12 protein-coding genes and 2 pseudogenes are annotated in these 17,626 nt (G+C 43.5%); 5 read left to right on the top strand and 9 right to left on the bottom strand.

Annotated features, from left to right (window positions below; translation table 11 throughout):
* A pseudogene (locus A1QO_RS20660) lies at positions 1-517 on the top strand (transposase); the annotation flags it as partial.
* A 301-nt stretch (positions 518-818) separates the two neighbouring features.
* Here the strand turns inward: A1QO_RS20660 and A1QO_RS18475 are convergent.
* Positions 819-1,682 (bottom strand): LysR family transcriptional regulator, encoded by an 864-nt coding sequence (locus A1QO_RS18475; RefSeq protein ID WP_017039506.1) that lies wholly within the window; start codon positions 1,680-1,682, stop codon positions 819-821.
* Positions 1,683-1,799: 117 nt separating this feature from the next.
* On the opposite strand from A1QO_RS18475, the gene A1QO_RS18470 reads away from it, so the two are divergent.
* Entirely contained in the window at positions 1,800-2,171 is a 372-nt protein-coding gene (locus tag A1QO_RS18470; protein WP_017039505.1) for a YybH family protein, read from the top strand.
* 147 nt (positions 2,172-2,318) lie between these two features.
* Here the strand turns inward: A1QO_RS18470 and A1QO_RS18465 are convergent.
* Positions 2,319-2,499: pseudogene (locus tag A1QO_RS18465) on the bottom strand (alpha/beta fold hydrolase); the annotation flags it as partial.
* A 176-nt stretch (positions 2,500-2,675) separates the two neighbouring features.
* Between A1QO_RS18465 and A1QO_RS18460 the strand changes: the two are divergent.
* Together A1QO_RS18460 and A1QO_RS18455 are read left to right on the top strand one after the other, a co-directional pair.
* Positions 2,676-3,401 carry an HNH endonuclease gene (locus A1QO_RS18460; RefSeq protein ID WP_017039503.1) on the top strand — a complete coding sequence of 242 codons (726 nt, stop codon included), beginning with the start codon at positions 2,676-2,678 and terminating at the stop codon, positions 3,399-3,401.
* Between the two features lie 225 nt (positions 3,402-3,626).
* Positions 3,627-4,976 carry a hypothetical protein gene (locus A1QO_RS18455; protein ID WP_017039502.1) on the top strand — a complete coding sequence of 450 codons (1,350 nt, stop codon included), beginning with the start codon at positions 3,627-3,629 and terminating at the stop codon, positions 4,974-4,976.
* 283 nt (positions 4,977-5,259) lie between these two features.
* Here the strand turns inward: A1QO_RS18455 and pheT are convergent, their stop codons facing one another.
* A complete protein-coding gene (gene pheT, locus A1QO_RS18450) occupies positions 5,260-7,680 on the bottom strand; it encodes a phenylalanine--tRNA ligase subunit beta (RefSeq protein WP_017039501.1) in 2,421 nt (806 codons plus the stop codon).
* Between the two features lie 18 nt (positions 7,681-7,698).
* Positions 7,699-8,682 carry a phenylalanine--tRNA ligase subunit alpha gene (pheS, locus tag A1QO_RS18445; protein WP_017034130.1) on the bottom strand — a complete coding sequence of 328 codons (984 nt, stop codon included), beginning with the start codon at positions 8,680-8,682 and terminating at the stop codon, positions 7,699-7,701.
* A 243-nt stretch (positions 8,683-8,925) separates the two neighbouring features.
* Between pheS and A1QO_RS18440 the strand changes: the two genes are divergently transcribed.
* On the top strand, positions 8,926-9,405 hold the full coding sequence (locus tag A1QO_RS18440) for a GNAT family N-acetyltransferase (RefSeq protein WP_017039500.1): 480 nt from the start codon (positions 8,926-8,928) through the stop codon (positions 9,403-9,405).
* A gap of 64 nt (positions 9,406-9,469) precedes the next feature.
* Here A1QO_RS18440 and A1QO_RS18435 read toward each other — a convergent pair whose 3' ends face one another.
* From A1QO_RS18435 to A1QO_RS18415, 5 genes are all read right to left on the bottom strand, one after another.
* A complete protein-coding gene (locus tag A1QO_RS18435) occupies positions 9,470-10,675 on the bottom strand; it encodes a hypothetical protein (RefSeq protein WP_017037993.1) in 1,206 nt (401 codons plus the stop codon).
* A 7-nt stretch (positions 10,676-10,682) separates the two neighbouring features.
* Entirely contained in the window at positions 10,683-11,489 is an 807-nt protein-coding gene (locus A1QO_RS18430) for an outer membrane lipoprotein-sorting protein (protein ID WP_017037994.1), read from the bottom strand.
* Between the two features lie 90 nt (positions 11,490-11,579).
* Positions 11,580-13,958 (bottom strand): efflux RND transporter permease subunit, encoded by a 2,379-nt coding sequence (locus A1QO_RS18425; RefSeq protein WP_017039498.1) that lies wholly within the window; start codon positions 13,956-13,958, stop codon positions 11,580-11,582.
* Positions 13,959-14,167: 209 nt separating this feature from the next.
* Entirely contained in the window at positions 14,168-14,956 is a 789-nt protein-coding gene (locus A1QO_RS18420; protein ID WP_017037995.1) for a TetR/AcrR family transcriptional regulator, read from the bottom strand.
* A 268-nt stretch (positions 14,957-15,224) separates the two neighbouring features.
* Positions 15,225-17,282, bottom strand: coding sequence for a hypothetical protein (locus A1QO_RS18415; protein WP_017037996.1), 2,058 nt, complete (start codon positions 17,280-17,282; stop codon positions 15,225-15,227).
* Positions 17,283-17,626 lie beyond the last annotated feature (344 nt).

The following is a 17,626-nucleotide window of genomic DNA, read 5'->3' as shown; positions in this document are numbered from 1 at the left end:
CCAAGCTAATAGAGAAGAGGGGTGCAAAGGGCACTTTTGGGAAAGCCGCTTTAAAAGTCAGGCGTTGCTAGACGAGCCAGCGTTGGCAGCAGCCATGGCATATGTCGATTTAAACCCGTTAAGGGCAGGTATTGCCAGCACACCAGAGACTTCAGAGTTTACCTCGATTCAAGCCAGACTAGAGGCACTAAACAACCAGCAAGAAACCGCCCCTTGCCTGCATCCATTTATCGGTAATCCAGCCAATGAAAAGTCAGAGGGTATTCCGTTTCGGCTTATGGATTACATTGAACTGGTGGATTGGACTGCGCGCCAGTTTCGAGAGAGCAAGGCTAGTTTAGAATCAAGCATGCCGCCGATACTGCAACGGCTCAATGTAAACCAACGCCATTGGCTAAAAGCGTGTACGGAACTGGAACGTCATCGCAATACCGCGGTAGGTTGTAGCTGCATGATAGAGCCCGCCAGAAGCAACTTAAACAAAAAGCGAATACATCTATTCCGGTTAGATGGTTGAATGACAGTTATTTTTTCTTTTCATATGATAACCAAGCCCAAATGAATAACCCTATTCGTCAATTCCTGATGGTGAAAGGCTCACTTTAGCCTGACAACAATTGAATGCGATGAGCCATAACTAATTTTCCACCAGACAAACCCTAAAACGAACACCGAATTTACAAAGTGACTAGAATCTTGAGGTTGCGCAAAATCTTGATGTTGTTTTCTTCTTTACAGTGTGTGTCCTTTTAATACCTTTAGTAAAAATTGAGTAGCTAAAGGCAAGCTCGGCAGGAGAGTAAATATGCTTTGAGTGGCTAATTAGAAGTTACTTGAGCCATTTTGGCTTCAATGGCTTGAGTCGCTATGTTGATTGCTATCGGTGCATGTGCTTGATAAGGATGCAGTACATAAACTGAATTAATGGGTAACGGCACCGCACTTTCGACAGGATAAACTAACTCGGTACTATCTAACAAGAACTCAGGGATAACTCCAACCCCCAAACCAAGCTCAATCATACTTAGCACGTTATAGACATTGTTCGCACGGTGCTTAATCACAAATTCAATATCATGAACTGTTTCATTCTTCCTAAAAGAGTGAACGACTGCGTCAGCTTGCCAATGTTGAGCGATATAGGGAGATGACTCTGGGCTGCCCACCAATTTGCTAGACTGACACAAACGGTCTTGAAACTGTCCCACCCTTCTCTGTTTTAAATTCGAACTTTTTGATTCATTAACACGAACCGCTAAATCGATGTTTTGCTGAATAATGTCAACATGCTTGTCATCACTAATGAAATTAAGGCTAACCTGAGAGTGTTGTGCAAAGACCTCTGTCAAAGCTGGGAGCACGATAGATTGCATCAGAGCATGAGGTGCAGTTACTGTCAGATCACCCGCAGGAACTTGCTTAAACTCTGACGCTTCCAACCACGCCATTTCAGCTTGCTTAGCCATTTGCGCACATTGCAGATAAAAACGTTCACCAGCTGGAGTTAAAGTTTGTTTTCGTGTCGTTCTTTTCAACAAACACACCTCTAGCTCTTTTTCCAACTGCTTTAACGCGGTGCTGACTACTGATTTGGACAGCTTTAATTTCTCTGCGGCTTTAGAGATAGAACCACACTCCACTACCTGCACAAACATAGACATTAGGCGTAATCGGTAATTCATCTTCACCTCGTATTGTTCTCTTTAAAAGAACATTCATTTCTTTTAGTTTTGTTTTTCTTTACTAATTGTACTCTTAGAATAGAGATATAAACAAACATCATTATTAGGAAACGTACTATGACACAACAAAACCTTGAACGAGCACAAGCTGGTATCGCTGCATGGCAAAAGGCATTCAATCGTCAAGATGCCGCAGGTTGCGCCGAGCAATACGCAGAGAACGCAATTATGGTAGCAAAACCATTTGGAACATTTGAAGGTAGAGAAGCAATCCAAGCATTTTGGCAAAACCTTATGACTCAAGGCTTTCATAGCGTCGATTACACCAATACTCTATGGAAAAAAGAGAGCGATATTGGCTACATCCTAACCACAGACTGGACCATGAACAAAGCATTTGGTGTTGTTCATAAAGAGTTGTGGGAGGTTCAAGAGGACGGCCTTTCTCGACTTACTTATGATGAGTTTGAAGTGTTAGGTGAGCGATAACCTGAGATATTCCAGGCTTTATAAACCAAACGATGGGGTTAGCTCTTGCGTTTTGCCTTTTTGATAGAGGCGGTCTAGTTAATAGCTAGGCCGTTTTTGTTTGGCAAAGAAGATGAGCAATTCACTATTTTAAACTTACTGGCTGTAAGCAAAAGGCAAGACCTGACACTGCCATGCTACTATCTAAGCTCCAACAGTGAATGAAGATCAGCGCCGTATTCCCACTGCCACTTTTGCCATACGCAATTTGCTCACCATGGTGAGATATCGCAATACCGTACTTAACCAATGAATCATGAGCTATGGTATTCATGGTGCTAAGTGCCATGAATACCAAAAGTGTGATGTTGTAGACAGGTCAATAGTCATTTAGATAAAGACCTCTCCCTTGCTGGTGACTTATCTAACTCATTTTTGCCCCAAAACGTGTTGCGCTCGATAGAACCACATTTCCCTTTGACCCATAATCGCATAAGCAAAATTGATACGGGGGGGAGACACAAGATGAAGTTGGAATCATTGAAACAAGTACTTTTGTCTATTGAACAAGAAATTGTTCGTAGGAACCCAGATACGCCTGTTCACTTTCATCAACAAGAAAAAAAACCGACTAATATGGCGCTGAGGGGGCTTAAAGGTGAGACGCTTTGGGTTACTCCGCGCTCAAATGGATTTTCAATTGGGTTATCTGGTAAGTCCTTAGAAAGGCGAATGGGTAGTTACATGTCAGGCTTGGTTGGCAGACAACAAGATGGATTCTCCCAACTAAACAAGAATAAAGGCAAACAAGATTTACCATTTTGGATCGTTTCTGACGTGAAAATGTTGCGTGCTGCGGTATTTGAATATGTCGGAATACCAACCAATCAGCTCTTGTCTGATTTCCCTGATGAAGAAAAGCTAGAAGGTTTCTTTTATGAGGGAGCAGTAAAAACAATAACAGTAAATGCGTATGAGAGAAATGCCAAAGCACGTAAAGCTTGCATCGAACATCATGGAATGATTTGCAAAGTCTGCTCTTTTGATTTTTATTCAGCCTATGGTGAAATTGGTACTGGCTATATTCAAGTTCATCATTTGGTGCCAATTTCACAGATAGGAGTAGAGTATCAGGTTGATCCGATAAATGACCTTGTACCCGTTTGCGCCAATTGCCATGCAATGATCCACAGGACGAAAAAGGCCATGGATATAAGTGAACTAGCCAAGATCGTAGACCAAAGAAGCTAAGATTTCTCTACATCACGTTTGCCCCATTCCTTGCTGCGATTGATTGATCACGCTCTTCATCAAAGTGTCGTTTGGCTTACTTTTCCTCATCTATCTGTGTGGCCCAATTACTGAACCGCTACAATGAGTAAAAGTCAATTGTAAAATGGGAATAAGCAATATTCTGATTTTACGATTACAAAACGTTTAAAATTCGCGTTCATTTTTTGATTCTTAGAGCACCAAATGAACACGAAAACACTTTCTACATGTATCTTATGTTTTGCTATGTTTGGCTGTGGTAGTGGAAGTTCATCACCTGATGAAACCCCGCCTAACGTCCCTACAACCGGCGATGTTGTATATAAAAGTTTAGATCTAAAAGAGTTTAAGTCACTGGGTAGAGTTAAAATTGATAATGAGATAGCCTCTTCGAAAATGTCTGTTGGTATTACCTTCCATGATCATGTAGAGCCTGTAAACCCAGACTTCGGAGTCATCATAGATACTATGCCAGAGGGTGATATTCAGCCACCTTTAGAGTGTTTAAATCTGCCGCCAGTAGATATTTTGAGTATTGATGCAATAAGTGATGATTGGGATTTGGTTGCATTAAGTGCCCCCACTAGATTTTCTGACTGTGAATACGTTCAAACTGAAACTTTGTATTTTTTGAAGTCAGGTAATGAGCTTCATGCGTTTCCGGATGGCGTTATCCCACAAAGAGGCTCTGCCTTGAATCAACAGCCACTAATGGTTGTAAAGGCAAAATCTCAATATAACGATACAGAGAGCCCTATTTTAAGTGTTTCTATCGACGGTGAGAACGGAGTATATAAGCTCAATCTACCAACTAGAGATATCCCAGCAAATATTGAGTTACTATTTCCAAATTCACAGCCTAGTTGGTGGAAGCCACATAACTTTGTTCGACTAGAAGGTAATACCTTATATATAAACCCAGAAGCCTATGGAAACGTTTTATATATGGTTGATATTTCTAATGGTGAAATCAAAGATAGCTGGTCGCATAGTTATATTGACACCCCATTTAGATACAACGGAGTATTATACATGGCAACGACAGGTGATACTCACTTGGAGCTTCTTACGGGAGGAGAGTTTGGAGATAAACTCGAGTTGCCAACTGACGGAAACAATTTTAGTAATAGCTACAATGTTTTCGACGTTGTTGATAACCGATTTATCATAGGTGATAGGTGCGTAGTGTGGGATATGAGTAGTCAAACTACAACTAGGCTTCAGCGTTCAGGTGGTCACGATAGTAAAATTGTTAAAGATAACCATGTCTACTGTGTTGGCGTAACCTATAATGATGATAGTTCAAGTCAGTATGGTGGAAGCTCTTTGGAGCTAGGGGCAACACAAGTTACGCATCAAGTTACGCTACCTTCAACTCAGCAAATAGGGGATTCATTATCCCTATCTGCGCCATTCATGACTTATTGGGATAAGATAAACAATGTTTTTGATGATGACTTTGTAACTATCAACCTTTTAACTGGGGAAGAAACTGTTGAAGTACATCACTATCAGGGTGAAAAAGTTATTGATTTGATACCATTAACGGAATAACTGACCTGTATTGTAAGTATAAAAACCCATACAAGGCTAGCTTGAGCCTTGTATGGTAAAGCCTCACCAAATAGCTTTTTATCTGCTCCAGTCAGACCGGACGCCGCATTAAGAGACTTTCCATACTTAAAGTTATTCATCAATTACTAAATTAGAGTTATATGTATCACGTTTATGTCCAATAGTGAGCTAGCCCCTACTCCTTTGGAACCTACTCCTTTGGAACAAAAACAAAAAGGCCTCGCAATGCGAGGCCTTTGGTTTTTCTATCTATCAGAAGAGATTAGTCGCGAAGTGCTGCGCCGAATTTCTCTGAGATTGAAGCTACGATAGCATCTACTGAACCAGCGATGTCTGCATCTTCAAGTGTGCGCTCTACAGACTGTAGGCTAAGTGCGATAGCTAGGCTCTTCTTACCTTCTTCAACGCCTTGACCAACGTATACGTCGAACAGTTTAGCGCCTGTTAGGAATTCGCCACCCGCTGCGATACACGCTGCTACGATGTCGCCAGAAGCGACTGCTTCGTCAACAACAACGGCGATATCACGACGGTTTGCAGGGAACTTAGATACGGCTACTGCTTCTGGAAGCACGCGAGTGTTGATAGCTGCCCATTCGATTTCGAATACGATAGTACGGCCGTTAAGACCAAACTTACGCTCTAGCTCTGGGTGAACAGTACCAATGATACCCACTTCCCTTTCTGTTTCTAAACCAGCGTCAACCATAATCACTGCTGACTGACCTGGGTGAAGTGCTGGGTTGCGCTCTTTTGCTTCAGAAGAAAGGGCCTTGAAGCTGTATGCGATTTCGTTTGCAGAAAGCTCTAGAACGGCTTCTAGGTCACCTTTAAGATCGAAGAAATCGACAGTGTTCGTTGCAATGTCCCAGTGCTCTTCGCCACGAGTACCAGAGATAACGCCCGCAAGCATCATTTCTTGGCGCATGCCGTTTTCAGCCGTTGCTTCAGGGATGAAACGTAGGCCTGATTCGAATAGACGAACGCGAGACTGTTGACGCTTCTGGTTGTGAACAACGGTGTTTAGTAGACCTTGGATTAGGCCAAGACGCATTGCTGACATGTCCGCAGAGATTGGGAATGGCAGGATTAGCGGCTCAACACCAGGTACAACCAATTTTTGCTGCTCTGGTTCTACGAAGCTGTATGTGATTGCTTCGTGGTAGCCACGGTCTACAAGAAGGTCACGAACGCGCTTAAGCGGTTGGTCAGCTTCTTTGTGGTCATTCATTTTAAGTGCCGCTTTAGGCGCTTGGTTTGGAATGTTATCGTAACCGTAGATACGACCTACTTCTTCAATTAGGTCTTGCTCGATTGCGATATCAAAACGCCAAGATGGAGACGTTGCCGTCCAACCAGCATCAGTGCTTTCAACTTCACAACCTAGGCGAGTAAGAATCTCCACTACGTCTGTAGATGGGATTTCGTGACCTAGTAGGCTATCTAGCTTAGCGCGACGTAGAGCAACTACGTTTGCTTTAGGAAGTGAGGCTTCAGATTCGCTGCCGTTTACTGGCGCAACTTCACCACCACAGATTTCAACTAGAAGCTGTGTTGCACGCTCCATAGCGGCTAGCTGAAGCGTTGAATCAACACCACGTTCGAAACGTAGAGAAGAATCAGTGTGAAGGCCGTAAGCACGTGCGCGACCACGGATGTGATCCGGTGCGAAGAATGCTGCTTCTAGAAGAACATCTGTAGTTTCAGTTGTTACACCAGACTCTTCACCACCAAAGATACCCGCGATGGCTAGTGCTTTGTTGTGGTCAGCGATAACAAGCGTGTTGCTGTTTAGTTCAGCTTCGTTGCCATCTAGAAGTGTTAGTTTTTCGCCCTGCTCTGCTAGACGAACCACGATACCGCCTTCGATCTTAGCAAGATCAAATGCGTGCATTGGTTGGCCTTGCTCTAGCATCACGTAGTTTGTGATGTCTACAACTGGGTCGATTGAACGGATACCACAACGGCGCAGTTTTTCTTGCATCCAGATTGGAGATTCCGCTTTCACGTTTACGTTCTTAACCACACGGCCAAGGTAACGTGGACAAGCATCAGTTGCTTTGATTTCAACAGATACTGTGTCTTCAATGCTTGTTGCAACAGCTTCAACTGTTGGCTCTGTAACGTCTGCGCGGTTTAGTACGCCAACTTCACGAGCAAGGCCACGGATGCTGAAGCAGTCTGCGCGGTTTGCTGTTAGGTCTACGTCGATAGTTACGTCGTTAAGCTCAAGAAGCTCACGTACGTCCAACCCTAGCGTTGTGCCTTCTGGCAGCTCAAGAATGCCGTCTGACTCTACGTCGATACCTAGCTCAGAGAAAGAACAAAGCATGCCGTGCGATGGAACGCCACGTAGTTTTGCTTTCTTGATTTTGAAGTCACCAGGCAGTACTGCGCCAACGGTTGCTACTGCTACAGTTAGGCCAAGACGACAGTTAGATGCACCACAAACGATATCTAGCAGCTCTTCTTCGCCGATATCAATTTTAGTTACTTGTAGTTTGTCTGCGTCTGGGTGCTGACCGCACTCAACCACTTTACCTACTTTAACGCCGGTGAATTCACCTGCAACAGGTTCTACATCGTCAACTTCCAAACCAGCCATAGTGATTTGGTGAGCTAGCTCTTCGCTGTTAATTGCAGGTTTAACCCACTCGCGTAGCCAAGATTCACTGAATTTCATAGTTTTGACTGCCCCGGATTACTTGAATTGTTTAAGGAAACGAAGGTCGTTCTCGAAGAACGCACGAAGGTCATTTACGCCGTAACGAAGCATCGTTAGACGCTCTACACCCATACCGAATGCAAAACCAGAGTATTTCTCAGGGTCGATGCCAACAGAGCGAAGTACGTTAGGGTGAACCATGCCACAGCCTAGAACTTCGAGCCATTTGCCATCTTTACGTTTCACGTCAACTTCAGCTGAAGGCTCTGTGAACGGGAAGAATGAAGGACGGAAACGCACTTCAACTTCTTCTTCAAAGAAGTTACAAAGGAAATCGTTAAGAATGCCTTTAAGTTGTGCGAAGTTTACGTTCTCATCAACTAACATACCTTCCACTTGGTGGAACATTGGCGTGTGAGTTTGATCGTAGTCGTTACGGTAAACACGACCCGGAGCAATGAAGCGGAAAGGCGGTTTGCCGTTTTCCATCGTACGGATTTGAACACCAGAAGTGTGCGTACGTAGCATTAGATCAGGGTTGAAGAAGAAAGTATCGTGATCAGTACGAGCTGGGTGATCGTCTGCGATGTTCAATGCATCAAAGTTGTGGAATGCATCTTCAATCTCAGGGCCAGACTCAGTGCTAAAGCCAAGCTCACCAAAGAACTGTTCGATACGCTCAACTGTGCGTGTAACTGGGTGAAGACCACCGTTCTCAATGCGACGACCTGGTAGGCTCACATCAATGGTTTCTGCAGCCAGTTTCGCTTCAAGCTCCGCACGTTGTAGTGCGTCTTTACGAGCGACGATCGCTTGTTGAACAGCACCTTTCGCTTTGTTGATCTCTTGACCAGCAGTGCGACGCTCTTCAGGTGGAAGTTTACCTAGGCTTTGTAGTTGAAGAGTGAGTTCACCCTTCTTACCTAAATACTGAACTCGCACTTCATCGAGTGCAACTAACGATTCAGCAGCGTTAATCGCGGCCGTAGCATTAGCAATAATCTCTTCTAGATGTTGCATCGTTTCCTCATCTACCTATGGCTATCTGTAAAAGAAGGCATAAGTGGTAGTGTCCATAAGGTTCCCAGCAAGGGATTCTTGGGCATTTTCAAATAGCTGTACATAGTAGCGAAAGCGGCATCTAAAGCCAAATCGATTTGTGCTTATCTTCATGTAATGTAGAAAAAATCGACGACTCAGATTGAAAATGCACGCCTTCAGCCTCATTGAATCCATATGATACCTATTTGAAACAGAAAACCCATGTTGACTATTAGAAAAATACGCCCCGAAGATGACACTGAAATTTCACAGATCATAGCCAAAGTCGGTCGGGAATATGGCGCGGTAGGTGAAGGTTACGGACCTGGTGATGCAGAAGTTGCCAATATGAGCGCTTATTATACTGAAGATAGGCACAGCCAATACTTAGTCGCTTGTGTTGATGACACAATTGTCGGAGGTGGCGGAGTTGCGCCCTTTGGCGATTCTAAAACAACATGTGAACTTAAGAAGCTGTTCTTGCTGTCCAATGGCCGCGGACTCGGTGTGGGTAAAAAGCTCACCCTTGAGTGTTTGCAATTCGCAAAATCATTGGGCTACACTCACTGCTATTTAGATACGTTGTCAAATATGACTCAAGCTATCTCTTTATATGAGAAGCTGGGATTCAAACATTTAGACGCCCCTTTGGATGGAACCATTCACAGCAAATGCGATGTGTGGATGACAAAAGAACTATAAAAATTGTCGTTCATTAAAAATGACAGAGCATTCATCAAATGCTCTGTCTAAAATACACATACGTTTAGAAATAATACTCTAGAGAAACTTCAACGAAATCATCGTTTCTCGCAAAATACAGCAAGTCCGTTGGTGTTTCATTTTCAAAGACCCACGCATCTAATCGCCATTTCAATTGGTTGGTGATTCGACTCGACGCTTCCAGCTTAGCGCTATAGACATCGCTATTATCCAGATCCTGAGTAATGCCTGTGAGCAATTCCGTGCCATCCTCATCATTTAACGCGAATCTGACTCCGGCAAAAAGATCATTTTGTCCTGGGGTTTGTGCATTGTTTCCGCGGCTATCATAAAGATACTCAGCAATTAACCCCACATCCCAATAAGAATCAAATGGGCCAACCACGGTGTACTCTAACCCGGTGACTAAGCCGGTATGATGGTCAAAACTATCTCGATAAATGGACTCTAGTTTTAATAACCAGTCTCCGACAATGCCCTGTACATCCAAGCCAACCTGATTCATTTGAGCATAATAAGGCTGTACCTTGATTTGGCTGACTTGTCCTTGATTAAACTGATAATAAGGATCTCGGTTTGTGCCATTAAAATAACTTAATCCAAGATCCCAGTTCCCTAGCATTTTGCTGTAACGCAACGCCACATCGATATGTTTTTCTTCTCTCGATGACTCGTAAATGGCGTCACTAGAAACAGGAACGGTAGGTCTGATTCTGCCATCAACTCCAGCAAATGTTCGTTCTCTAAAATAGGGCAGTATCAAGGTGTCTACTGTGCCCCACTCTTTTATCGAACTAAAATGAATCATTGGCTGACCTAACTTATCTTCTCTATCCAGTGATTCAATCGCATCGGTCTGGTTGACCACATCAACCAGTTGAGTCGATTCAGTCACACCCCAAAACACCTTGCCAACCCCAAGTCTTAACTCATAGTCGTCCCAATAGGTCAGATAAAGCGCTTCACGTATGTCACCATGAGTTCTTTCTTCATCCATGCTGTCTAGGCGATAGAAAGGGGTAAAGCTGAAACTGCTTCCTCCATCAAACTCCCAATAAAGATCGGGCGCAACCACTAAAGACGTTTGTCCTTTATCTTGTCCTTGCGCTCCATCTGACATGTATTGGCGGTGCTCGATATTGACCTGACCACCCAGCTCCACTGCGTGACACTGTAGCGAGACAACAATGCTCGTCACCATACCCATAGTCAAACCTAATTGGCGTAGCGATGTGTTCATCCTTTTCATGTCATGGCTACCTTATGCGTTTCAGTGTGTTCTTTTGAAAGTCACTCTCATTCAATCCCGTTTGGAATGTCATCTCACTGGTCGTCAGTATGGTGCTTTTTCCTGTTTGATGATTTTGCATAGCCATCGTATGTGCGCGCCAATATTGGTCTAGATACTGTTTGTAGTCGGTAAACGTCAGTGTTTTTAGTAGCGCATCTTTGCGATCGTAGAATTCAACTTTCAAAGGGCGGTACTCTTGCTTTGAAAGCCACACTATCTGCTTGGTGTAGCCAGAGTTTTTATCGGTTGGAATCTGCTCTAATACGAACGTTTCTTCTCCTGATATCGTGTCATCTTTCAAATAATTGAACGTGTATTTTTCTAGCTCAAACGAACTAAGGTCTTCATAAGCGAACTCACTGCCCATGAATGGCCCCGATTTATTACGCGACGAGATTCGTTTTACTCGCTTTAACGCCGGTAAGTAAAGCCATTGATCATCGGCACCCACGGTATGCGAATGGTTTAAAAACGCCGTGCCTTTTACATCTCGTGGCTCTTCAAAAATCGTCAGCCCTTTATCTCCATCGTCTTTCACTTCTAAAGATTTAAGCTGCATTAAGCGTGTGCTGCTTTCGCCCTGTGCATTTTTTAGTAGCATTTCCATCGTTGAAACAGAATCGCCCCAACCCTCATCTCGGTGTTTTCTCTCGGTTGCTATCTCTAGTCCTTGTTCTTCACTCGCGGTCACAGGCATTGAAGCGCCTAAAACAAGTGAGAGTGCGACTGCCGTGTTAATGCCTAGTGTTTTTATGTTGTTTAACGCTTTCATTGTTCGTTCCTTCGTATCGTTCTAATTCAGGTTTACCTGTGGCTAAATTTCGTCAACGTCTAGCGTATTTAGCCACGGTATTAAGAGGGTTTAGCTCGTTGTCACTTGCTTATTAGTGATTCGTATTTCTTTCCTTTCCGACAGTACGTCTTGGCTTGGGTAGTCTTTTTTGTCGAACAGCATCAACAAGGTTGGTAAAAATAGGAAATCCACCACCAATGCGATAAACACCACCATCGCGCTCAGTAACCCCATGTCAGAATTCAATCTAAATGAAGACATTGCCAGTACGGAGAACCCAGCGACAAGGACAACGGTTGTAATCCAAAGCGCTCTGCCTACGGTATGGAAAGCGTATCTCACCGCTTCTTCCGCGTTTTTTCCTTGCTTACGTGCACGCTGATATTTCGATAAGAAATGGACCGCGTCATCCACGACAATGCCAAGTGTTAACGTGACAACAACAGATAGCCCTAAGTTGATTTCACCAGAGACGAGAGCCCACAAACCAAAGCCAATCGCCGCTGGTGCCATGTTGGGAATGATGCTGATGATGCCTAAGCGGAATGATCGCAATGCAAAGATCATTAGGGCTGAAATCAAAATCAGAGTAATGGGTAGTGTCGATAACATGCTCGCCATATTGGTCTCGCCGATATGGGCGAACATCAATGATGGACTTGAAGCGACCACTTGGTATTGAGGCGCGTTTTGACGAAACCAGTCGTAGATTCGGCTTTCTATTTCAACAAGCTCTACGCTTCCCAAGTTATCGAGTGTCAGCATCATTTTGATCGATGATTTGTCGACATTGATTTGGTTATTTAAGTCTAAACCATAGGGAAGTGACATTTCGTAGAGTAATAGGTATTGAGCCGCCAGCTCTCTGTCGAGCGGCAGTTTATAGTAGCGGCTATCATCGTTATGCATGTTCTGATTCAAGCGCTTGTAAACATCAGATAGTGCCGCTACGTGATCGGTTTCCGGTTGCTCGCGTAGCCAATCGGTAAAGTCACCCACGGTTTGTAAAAAGACGGGATCGGCAATGCCCTGAGATTCATCGGTTTTGATCGCAATGCTGATATTGGTCATTCCGCTGATGCGCTGTTCCATAAAATCCGCAGCTCGACGAAATTCGCTTCGAGAGTCAAAATATTTTACCGACTCATCATTGACCTGATTTAACGGAATCAATGCAGCAGTGACGGCAATGAATACCACCGAGATCGGCAGCAGAGGCTTACGGTGCTTCACAACGAAATCACCCAGTTTATCCATGAATCGATTAGACGCTGTTGCCTGGTTTTCTTTCACTTTCATCGGAAGCCACTTAAGCATGGCGGGTAGCAGTGTCATCGACAAGAAACACGCAATCATCACGCCTAGGGCCGCTAGATTGCCAAAATCTCTGAGTACTGGCGAATCCGACATATTCATCATCAAAAAGCCGATTGCAGTGGTGACTGATGTGATCAAAATAGGCATGAAGTTAACCGCAACGCTTTGCTCAATAGCGTATCGTTTTGAGTAACCGCTCTGCATGTTATGACGCATTGTCGCAATGACATGGACACAATCGGCAACGGCGAGTGTCATAACCAGTGTGGGTATATTTACGGTGGCCGTACTGATAAACATTCCCGCCCACCCAGAGAGCCCCATCGTTGCTGCAACAGAACCAATAATGACGACAAGCGTTGCCAGAACACCGAATACAGAACGAAGCATCACGGTTAAAAAGACCAAAATGACCATCAGCATGGCAGGCACTAAGGTAGCCGTGTCTGACTGAGCAGATTGCATAAACGCGTTATTCATCGCGATGATGCCAGCCTTGTGGAACTCAACATTGGGATAGAGTGCTTGGTAGCGTTCCACCATTTGGTTGATGCTCACAATGACTTCTTGCACTTCAGACGTTTTGTCCACTTCTGGCAGTTGAACCGTCACATTAACAACCGTGACATCGCCTTTTTTCGATATGAGTGAGTCCACTAGAGCGGGCTCTGTTAATGCAACACGCCTAATTTTTTGTATACGTTGATCGGTAAGCGCGTAACCTTCATAAATAAGGTCTTCAACGATCAGGTCATCTGCATCTGCTTCTGTATGTTGGTAGTTTGCTAACGAATCGACACGGCTAGAGTAAGGAACTTGCCATGCATCATTGGTTAAATCTTGGACCAGGGTTAGTATTTCGGGGGTGAATACCGATCCTTGCTCAGGTGCGATAACGATGGCGAGATTGTCTGATTTGGTAAACGTTGTTTGTATTTCTTCAAACGCCAATAACTGCTTATTGGAGCCTTCGAAGAAGATATTGTAGTCGCCTCTAAAATAGAGGTTCTTTGCCCCTAAAGCCGCAAAGACAACAAGTGATAACGTGGTGAGTATCACCCAAAAAGTAAACTTGGTTGGTAGTGTAAACCAAGCGTTGATGTTGTTAGGCGGTGGATTCGATGGTTTCATCACAGTCTCCGTTTGTGACGTTTCGTCATTTATTGCCATTAAAAAACCAGATCAATCTGGCTTAAGCACCGAAGTTATAAAAACTCCGAAAATAGCAACACTAATGCATCAATAAGAGCATGGGGTAACCCCAACCTTATGTGACGAATCGTCATAAATGGTGATTTAAAAGCCCACTATTACATGGGCTTTAATCGATACGTATGAATTTAACGACCAACAGAGTTTAAGTACTCGACTTCTTCACTGAATAATTCACTTTCTACTCGACGCCAAGTTTTACGGTAATCCCATTCCGAAGAAAGAGGCTTCCAACCTAAACCATCAAGTAACATGTTTGCATTGTGCAGCACTGAAAACGGGTCTTGTAAGCGATTGATACAATGACTATTAGACGCATTTTGCGTCAATGCATTGGAACCAAAAGCAATGGACCAGTTTGCAAATACTATCGCGTCAGAGCCGATTCCTGAAGAAAATTTGAGATCACCCACATCAGCGGCTAAACCGACTAATTCATCGGCCTGGCTGATCACCATCTCTTCGAGCGCGTTTAATCCGGCGACTCTCTCGGGTGATGCTTTCTCTAATACCCAGGGGCTTTTAGCCATGATGGCGCACGTTGAGAGTACCGGCTCCATACGAGCATAAATACGATACGCAACATGCAGTGCAATCACTCGTTCCCGAGTATTCCCTTCAAAATCACCAATTCGGTCAAACAGCAGCGCTTCACTTTTTAACGAATGAATACACAGGGCCAAAATTACATCTTCTTTACTGCAAAAATGATTGTAGATAGTCCCCTTTGAGTACGGGCTAGCCGACGTCAATTTGTCCATTGTTAAATTACTAAATCCTTGTTCTTGAACAAGAGATTTAGCCAACAGAGTTAACTCGACTTCTCTATCCGCTATCGCTTTCTGTTTTTTGGACAAACCAAAAGAACAGCCTTGCGACTCTTTCTTACCATCTTTTTTACAGTTAAAGCCAAACATGTTATTTCAATCCGTTTTCGTCAAACCACTTAACGCTGCAATTGTAACACGAATGCAAAATCTATGTACCTTACCTTTATGACGATACGTCATTTTTGACGCATCGTCATAATATCTAATTCATTGAGCAGATCAAGAGATTTGTTGAGATTTATTTAGAAAACTTATGGGTCGTATCGAAATGCGGTGTTTGAACAATGAATAGACAAAAAAAATAGAGAGTAAATACTCTCTATTTTTCATGTACATATGCGTATTGAGTTATGAATTACTCAAGTGTAATGGCATTGATATCAACGCCATCACCGTCATATGGGTCTAAAGCTCCACTCCAATAGACATTCAATGCATCTTCAATTTTTATTTGAGAAATTGCACATCCTTCAAAGCCTTCACCAAAGCTAAACGAGAAAGGTTGTTCGGCATTAAAAATCTTCGCCCCGCTATCTAAATCGTTAGTCAGCAGTATTTGTCCTGAATTCAGTTCCTTGTTTTCACAACGTGTTAACGTTACTCGCACTAAGCCGACTTCGTTAAACTGGGTTGAAGAAACCTCATTAAAGGAAAGCGCCTTACCAAATACTGGACACGCTGATATGTGGCCCTGTTCACGCAAACGCAGCTCTACATTCCCAGCCTTACCCAAAGACAAAAACTTATCGTTGTCACTGTGCAGAATATTCTCTTTGGTACTGCGGTTTGGATCGCCATGGTTAGTATCACTGACGCCTTTACTCCAAGCGATAACGGCTTGGCTCAAATCACAGCCAAAAAGCTCTGGAGCTTTGTCTCCGGTTAAACAAAATGTCTGAGCATCTCCTTTAATTGGGTAGACTTCTTCGCACTGTGCTTGTCTTGGGTTGCTGGCAAACTCGGTAACGGCGATTGAACGTAACAGAACTTCATTACTGTTGTGTAGATGTTCCTTGTTAACCGTCAGTGATGTGTAATATTTGCTTGCTTTAACAAATAAGGTTTCCGTTTTGAACCCTTGATCCAGCGTTTCATCCGGTTCAACTTCTGTTGTCAGATAGTTAAGTGACCAATCTATATTGACGAACAAATTAGGGGCTTCTGATGCTTTATCTGAAAATGTAATCGCCCTTACTGTTAAATCGCTGTTATCACCACGCCAGTATGGATTCCCATTATTCGAGGCTTTTATGACGATTCTATCAAAGCCATTTTCCACAACATCGAAGGCCTTTTTATATTGACCGCCAGCGCTGTTTGAAGCAAACGGCTGAGATGAGACTTTGATACCGTTGCGATAAAATTCTGCAATCCCTTTCTCTTGCTCTTGAGCATAAAAGTGGGAGAATTCAATTTCTGCTTGGTACGAAATATTTTCAAGTAAATCAAAGCTCAAGCGCTCCGACACCCCTCGCTGTCTCGCAAAGCGATAATCCACTTCGTTAGATAAGAAGTAGCCATTACTCGCACGGCTTCTTACTCCAAGGCCCGAGTAGGAGCGATTCACATAACCCCAGCCTAAATGGGCAGAGCCTGGCCAGACAAAACCTTTTGCCTTAACAAGGACATTATCTTGATAAAGACGGTAAAAGTTACGTCCATAACCCGAAAAATCAATCCGCCCTGTTAGTACATCGTTGTCACTGCTACTAGAGTTATCATCGTCATTTTTACACCAAGGTTTATTCCATCCATTAGTGTCCCAGTGACGGTTCAGCCCAGAAAAATAATTGTAAAGATTGTGGTATAAGCCGTAACCATGGGAAGCGTGATATTGTTGACATAAACCAGCAGAGCCAGAATCGTCAATTGGCGTTACTTGTCGATATTTGAATTCGAAAGCATAGGTTGCGCCGGGAGTCGTTGGGATATATGTCCGCATACGGTAGTTCTTTAAACTACCATCTTGAAGACAAGATTCCATTTCTAGGTTAGCAACTTCTCCATCAGCGTCTGAATCAGCATAATCAGCCGCTTGCGTCGCTTTGAATGCGGTTTGGCAAGCAACGTTGTTTCGAATATCATAGAGCGCTTCTTGTCGCCCTTTTTCGGTGTCGGTATTTGGATAAGCATCCCACACGTCTGGATACATGCCATAGATAGAACTGAACGTCCATCGCGTATCAAAGCTTATCTTGTTATCTTTTGTATAAAGAACTTTGATATAGTCTGGAAGCATATCCGGGTAAAGTTCTACTTGCTCATCAAACTCTAACCCTTCGATAATTCCCCAATGTCCCTGTGTGTCAGAACCTTGATACCCATAATGATACTCTTGCGACGACGTATCGCTCGCATAGGTATTCAATGTACTCGTGATCAGTGCGGCGCAGACCATCATTTTTAATTTCATTATTATCCCTTACTCGTAGTGCACCAGTGAATAGACAAGCTAAAAAAGTAGAGCCAGAGGCTCAAAGACTTGTAAGACACGGATTCTGGAAGCAAACTCACACAAATAAAACCTTTCTACGCCCAAAGTCGTGAATATCAGTGAAATTACAGTGCTTACAAGTGGGAAATCGTCAGGGATCAGTCAGTCCATGAATCGAAGCATTAGAAAAGAATGAGAGCAGATGAAAGCTTATCATCTTTCATTTTTACGTGGGATTGGTCGATATTACTGAGAGTTTTAAAATGAAAAAAGCCCTAGCATTTCTGCTAGGGCTTTAAATTTGGAGCGATACATCGGGTTCG

Origin of the sequence: Vibrio genomosp. F10 str. ZF-129, from assembly GCF_000287055.2 — a bacterium.
GTDB lineage: Bacteria > Pseudomonadota > Gammaproteobacteria > Enterobacterales > Vibrionaceae > Vibrio.
This window is presented reverse-complemented; position numbering and strand designations above follow the sequence as displayed.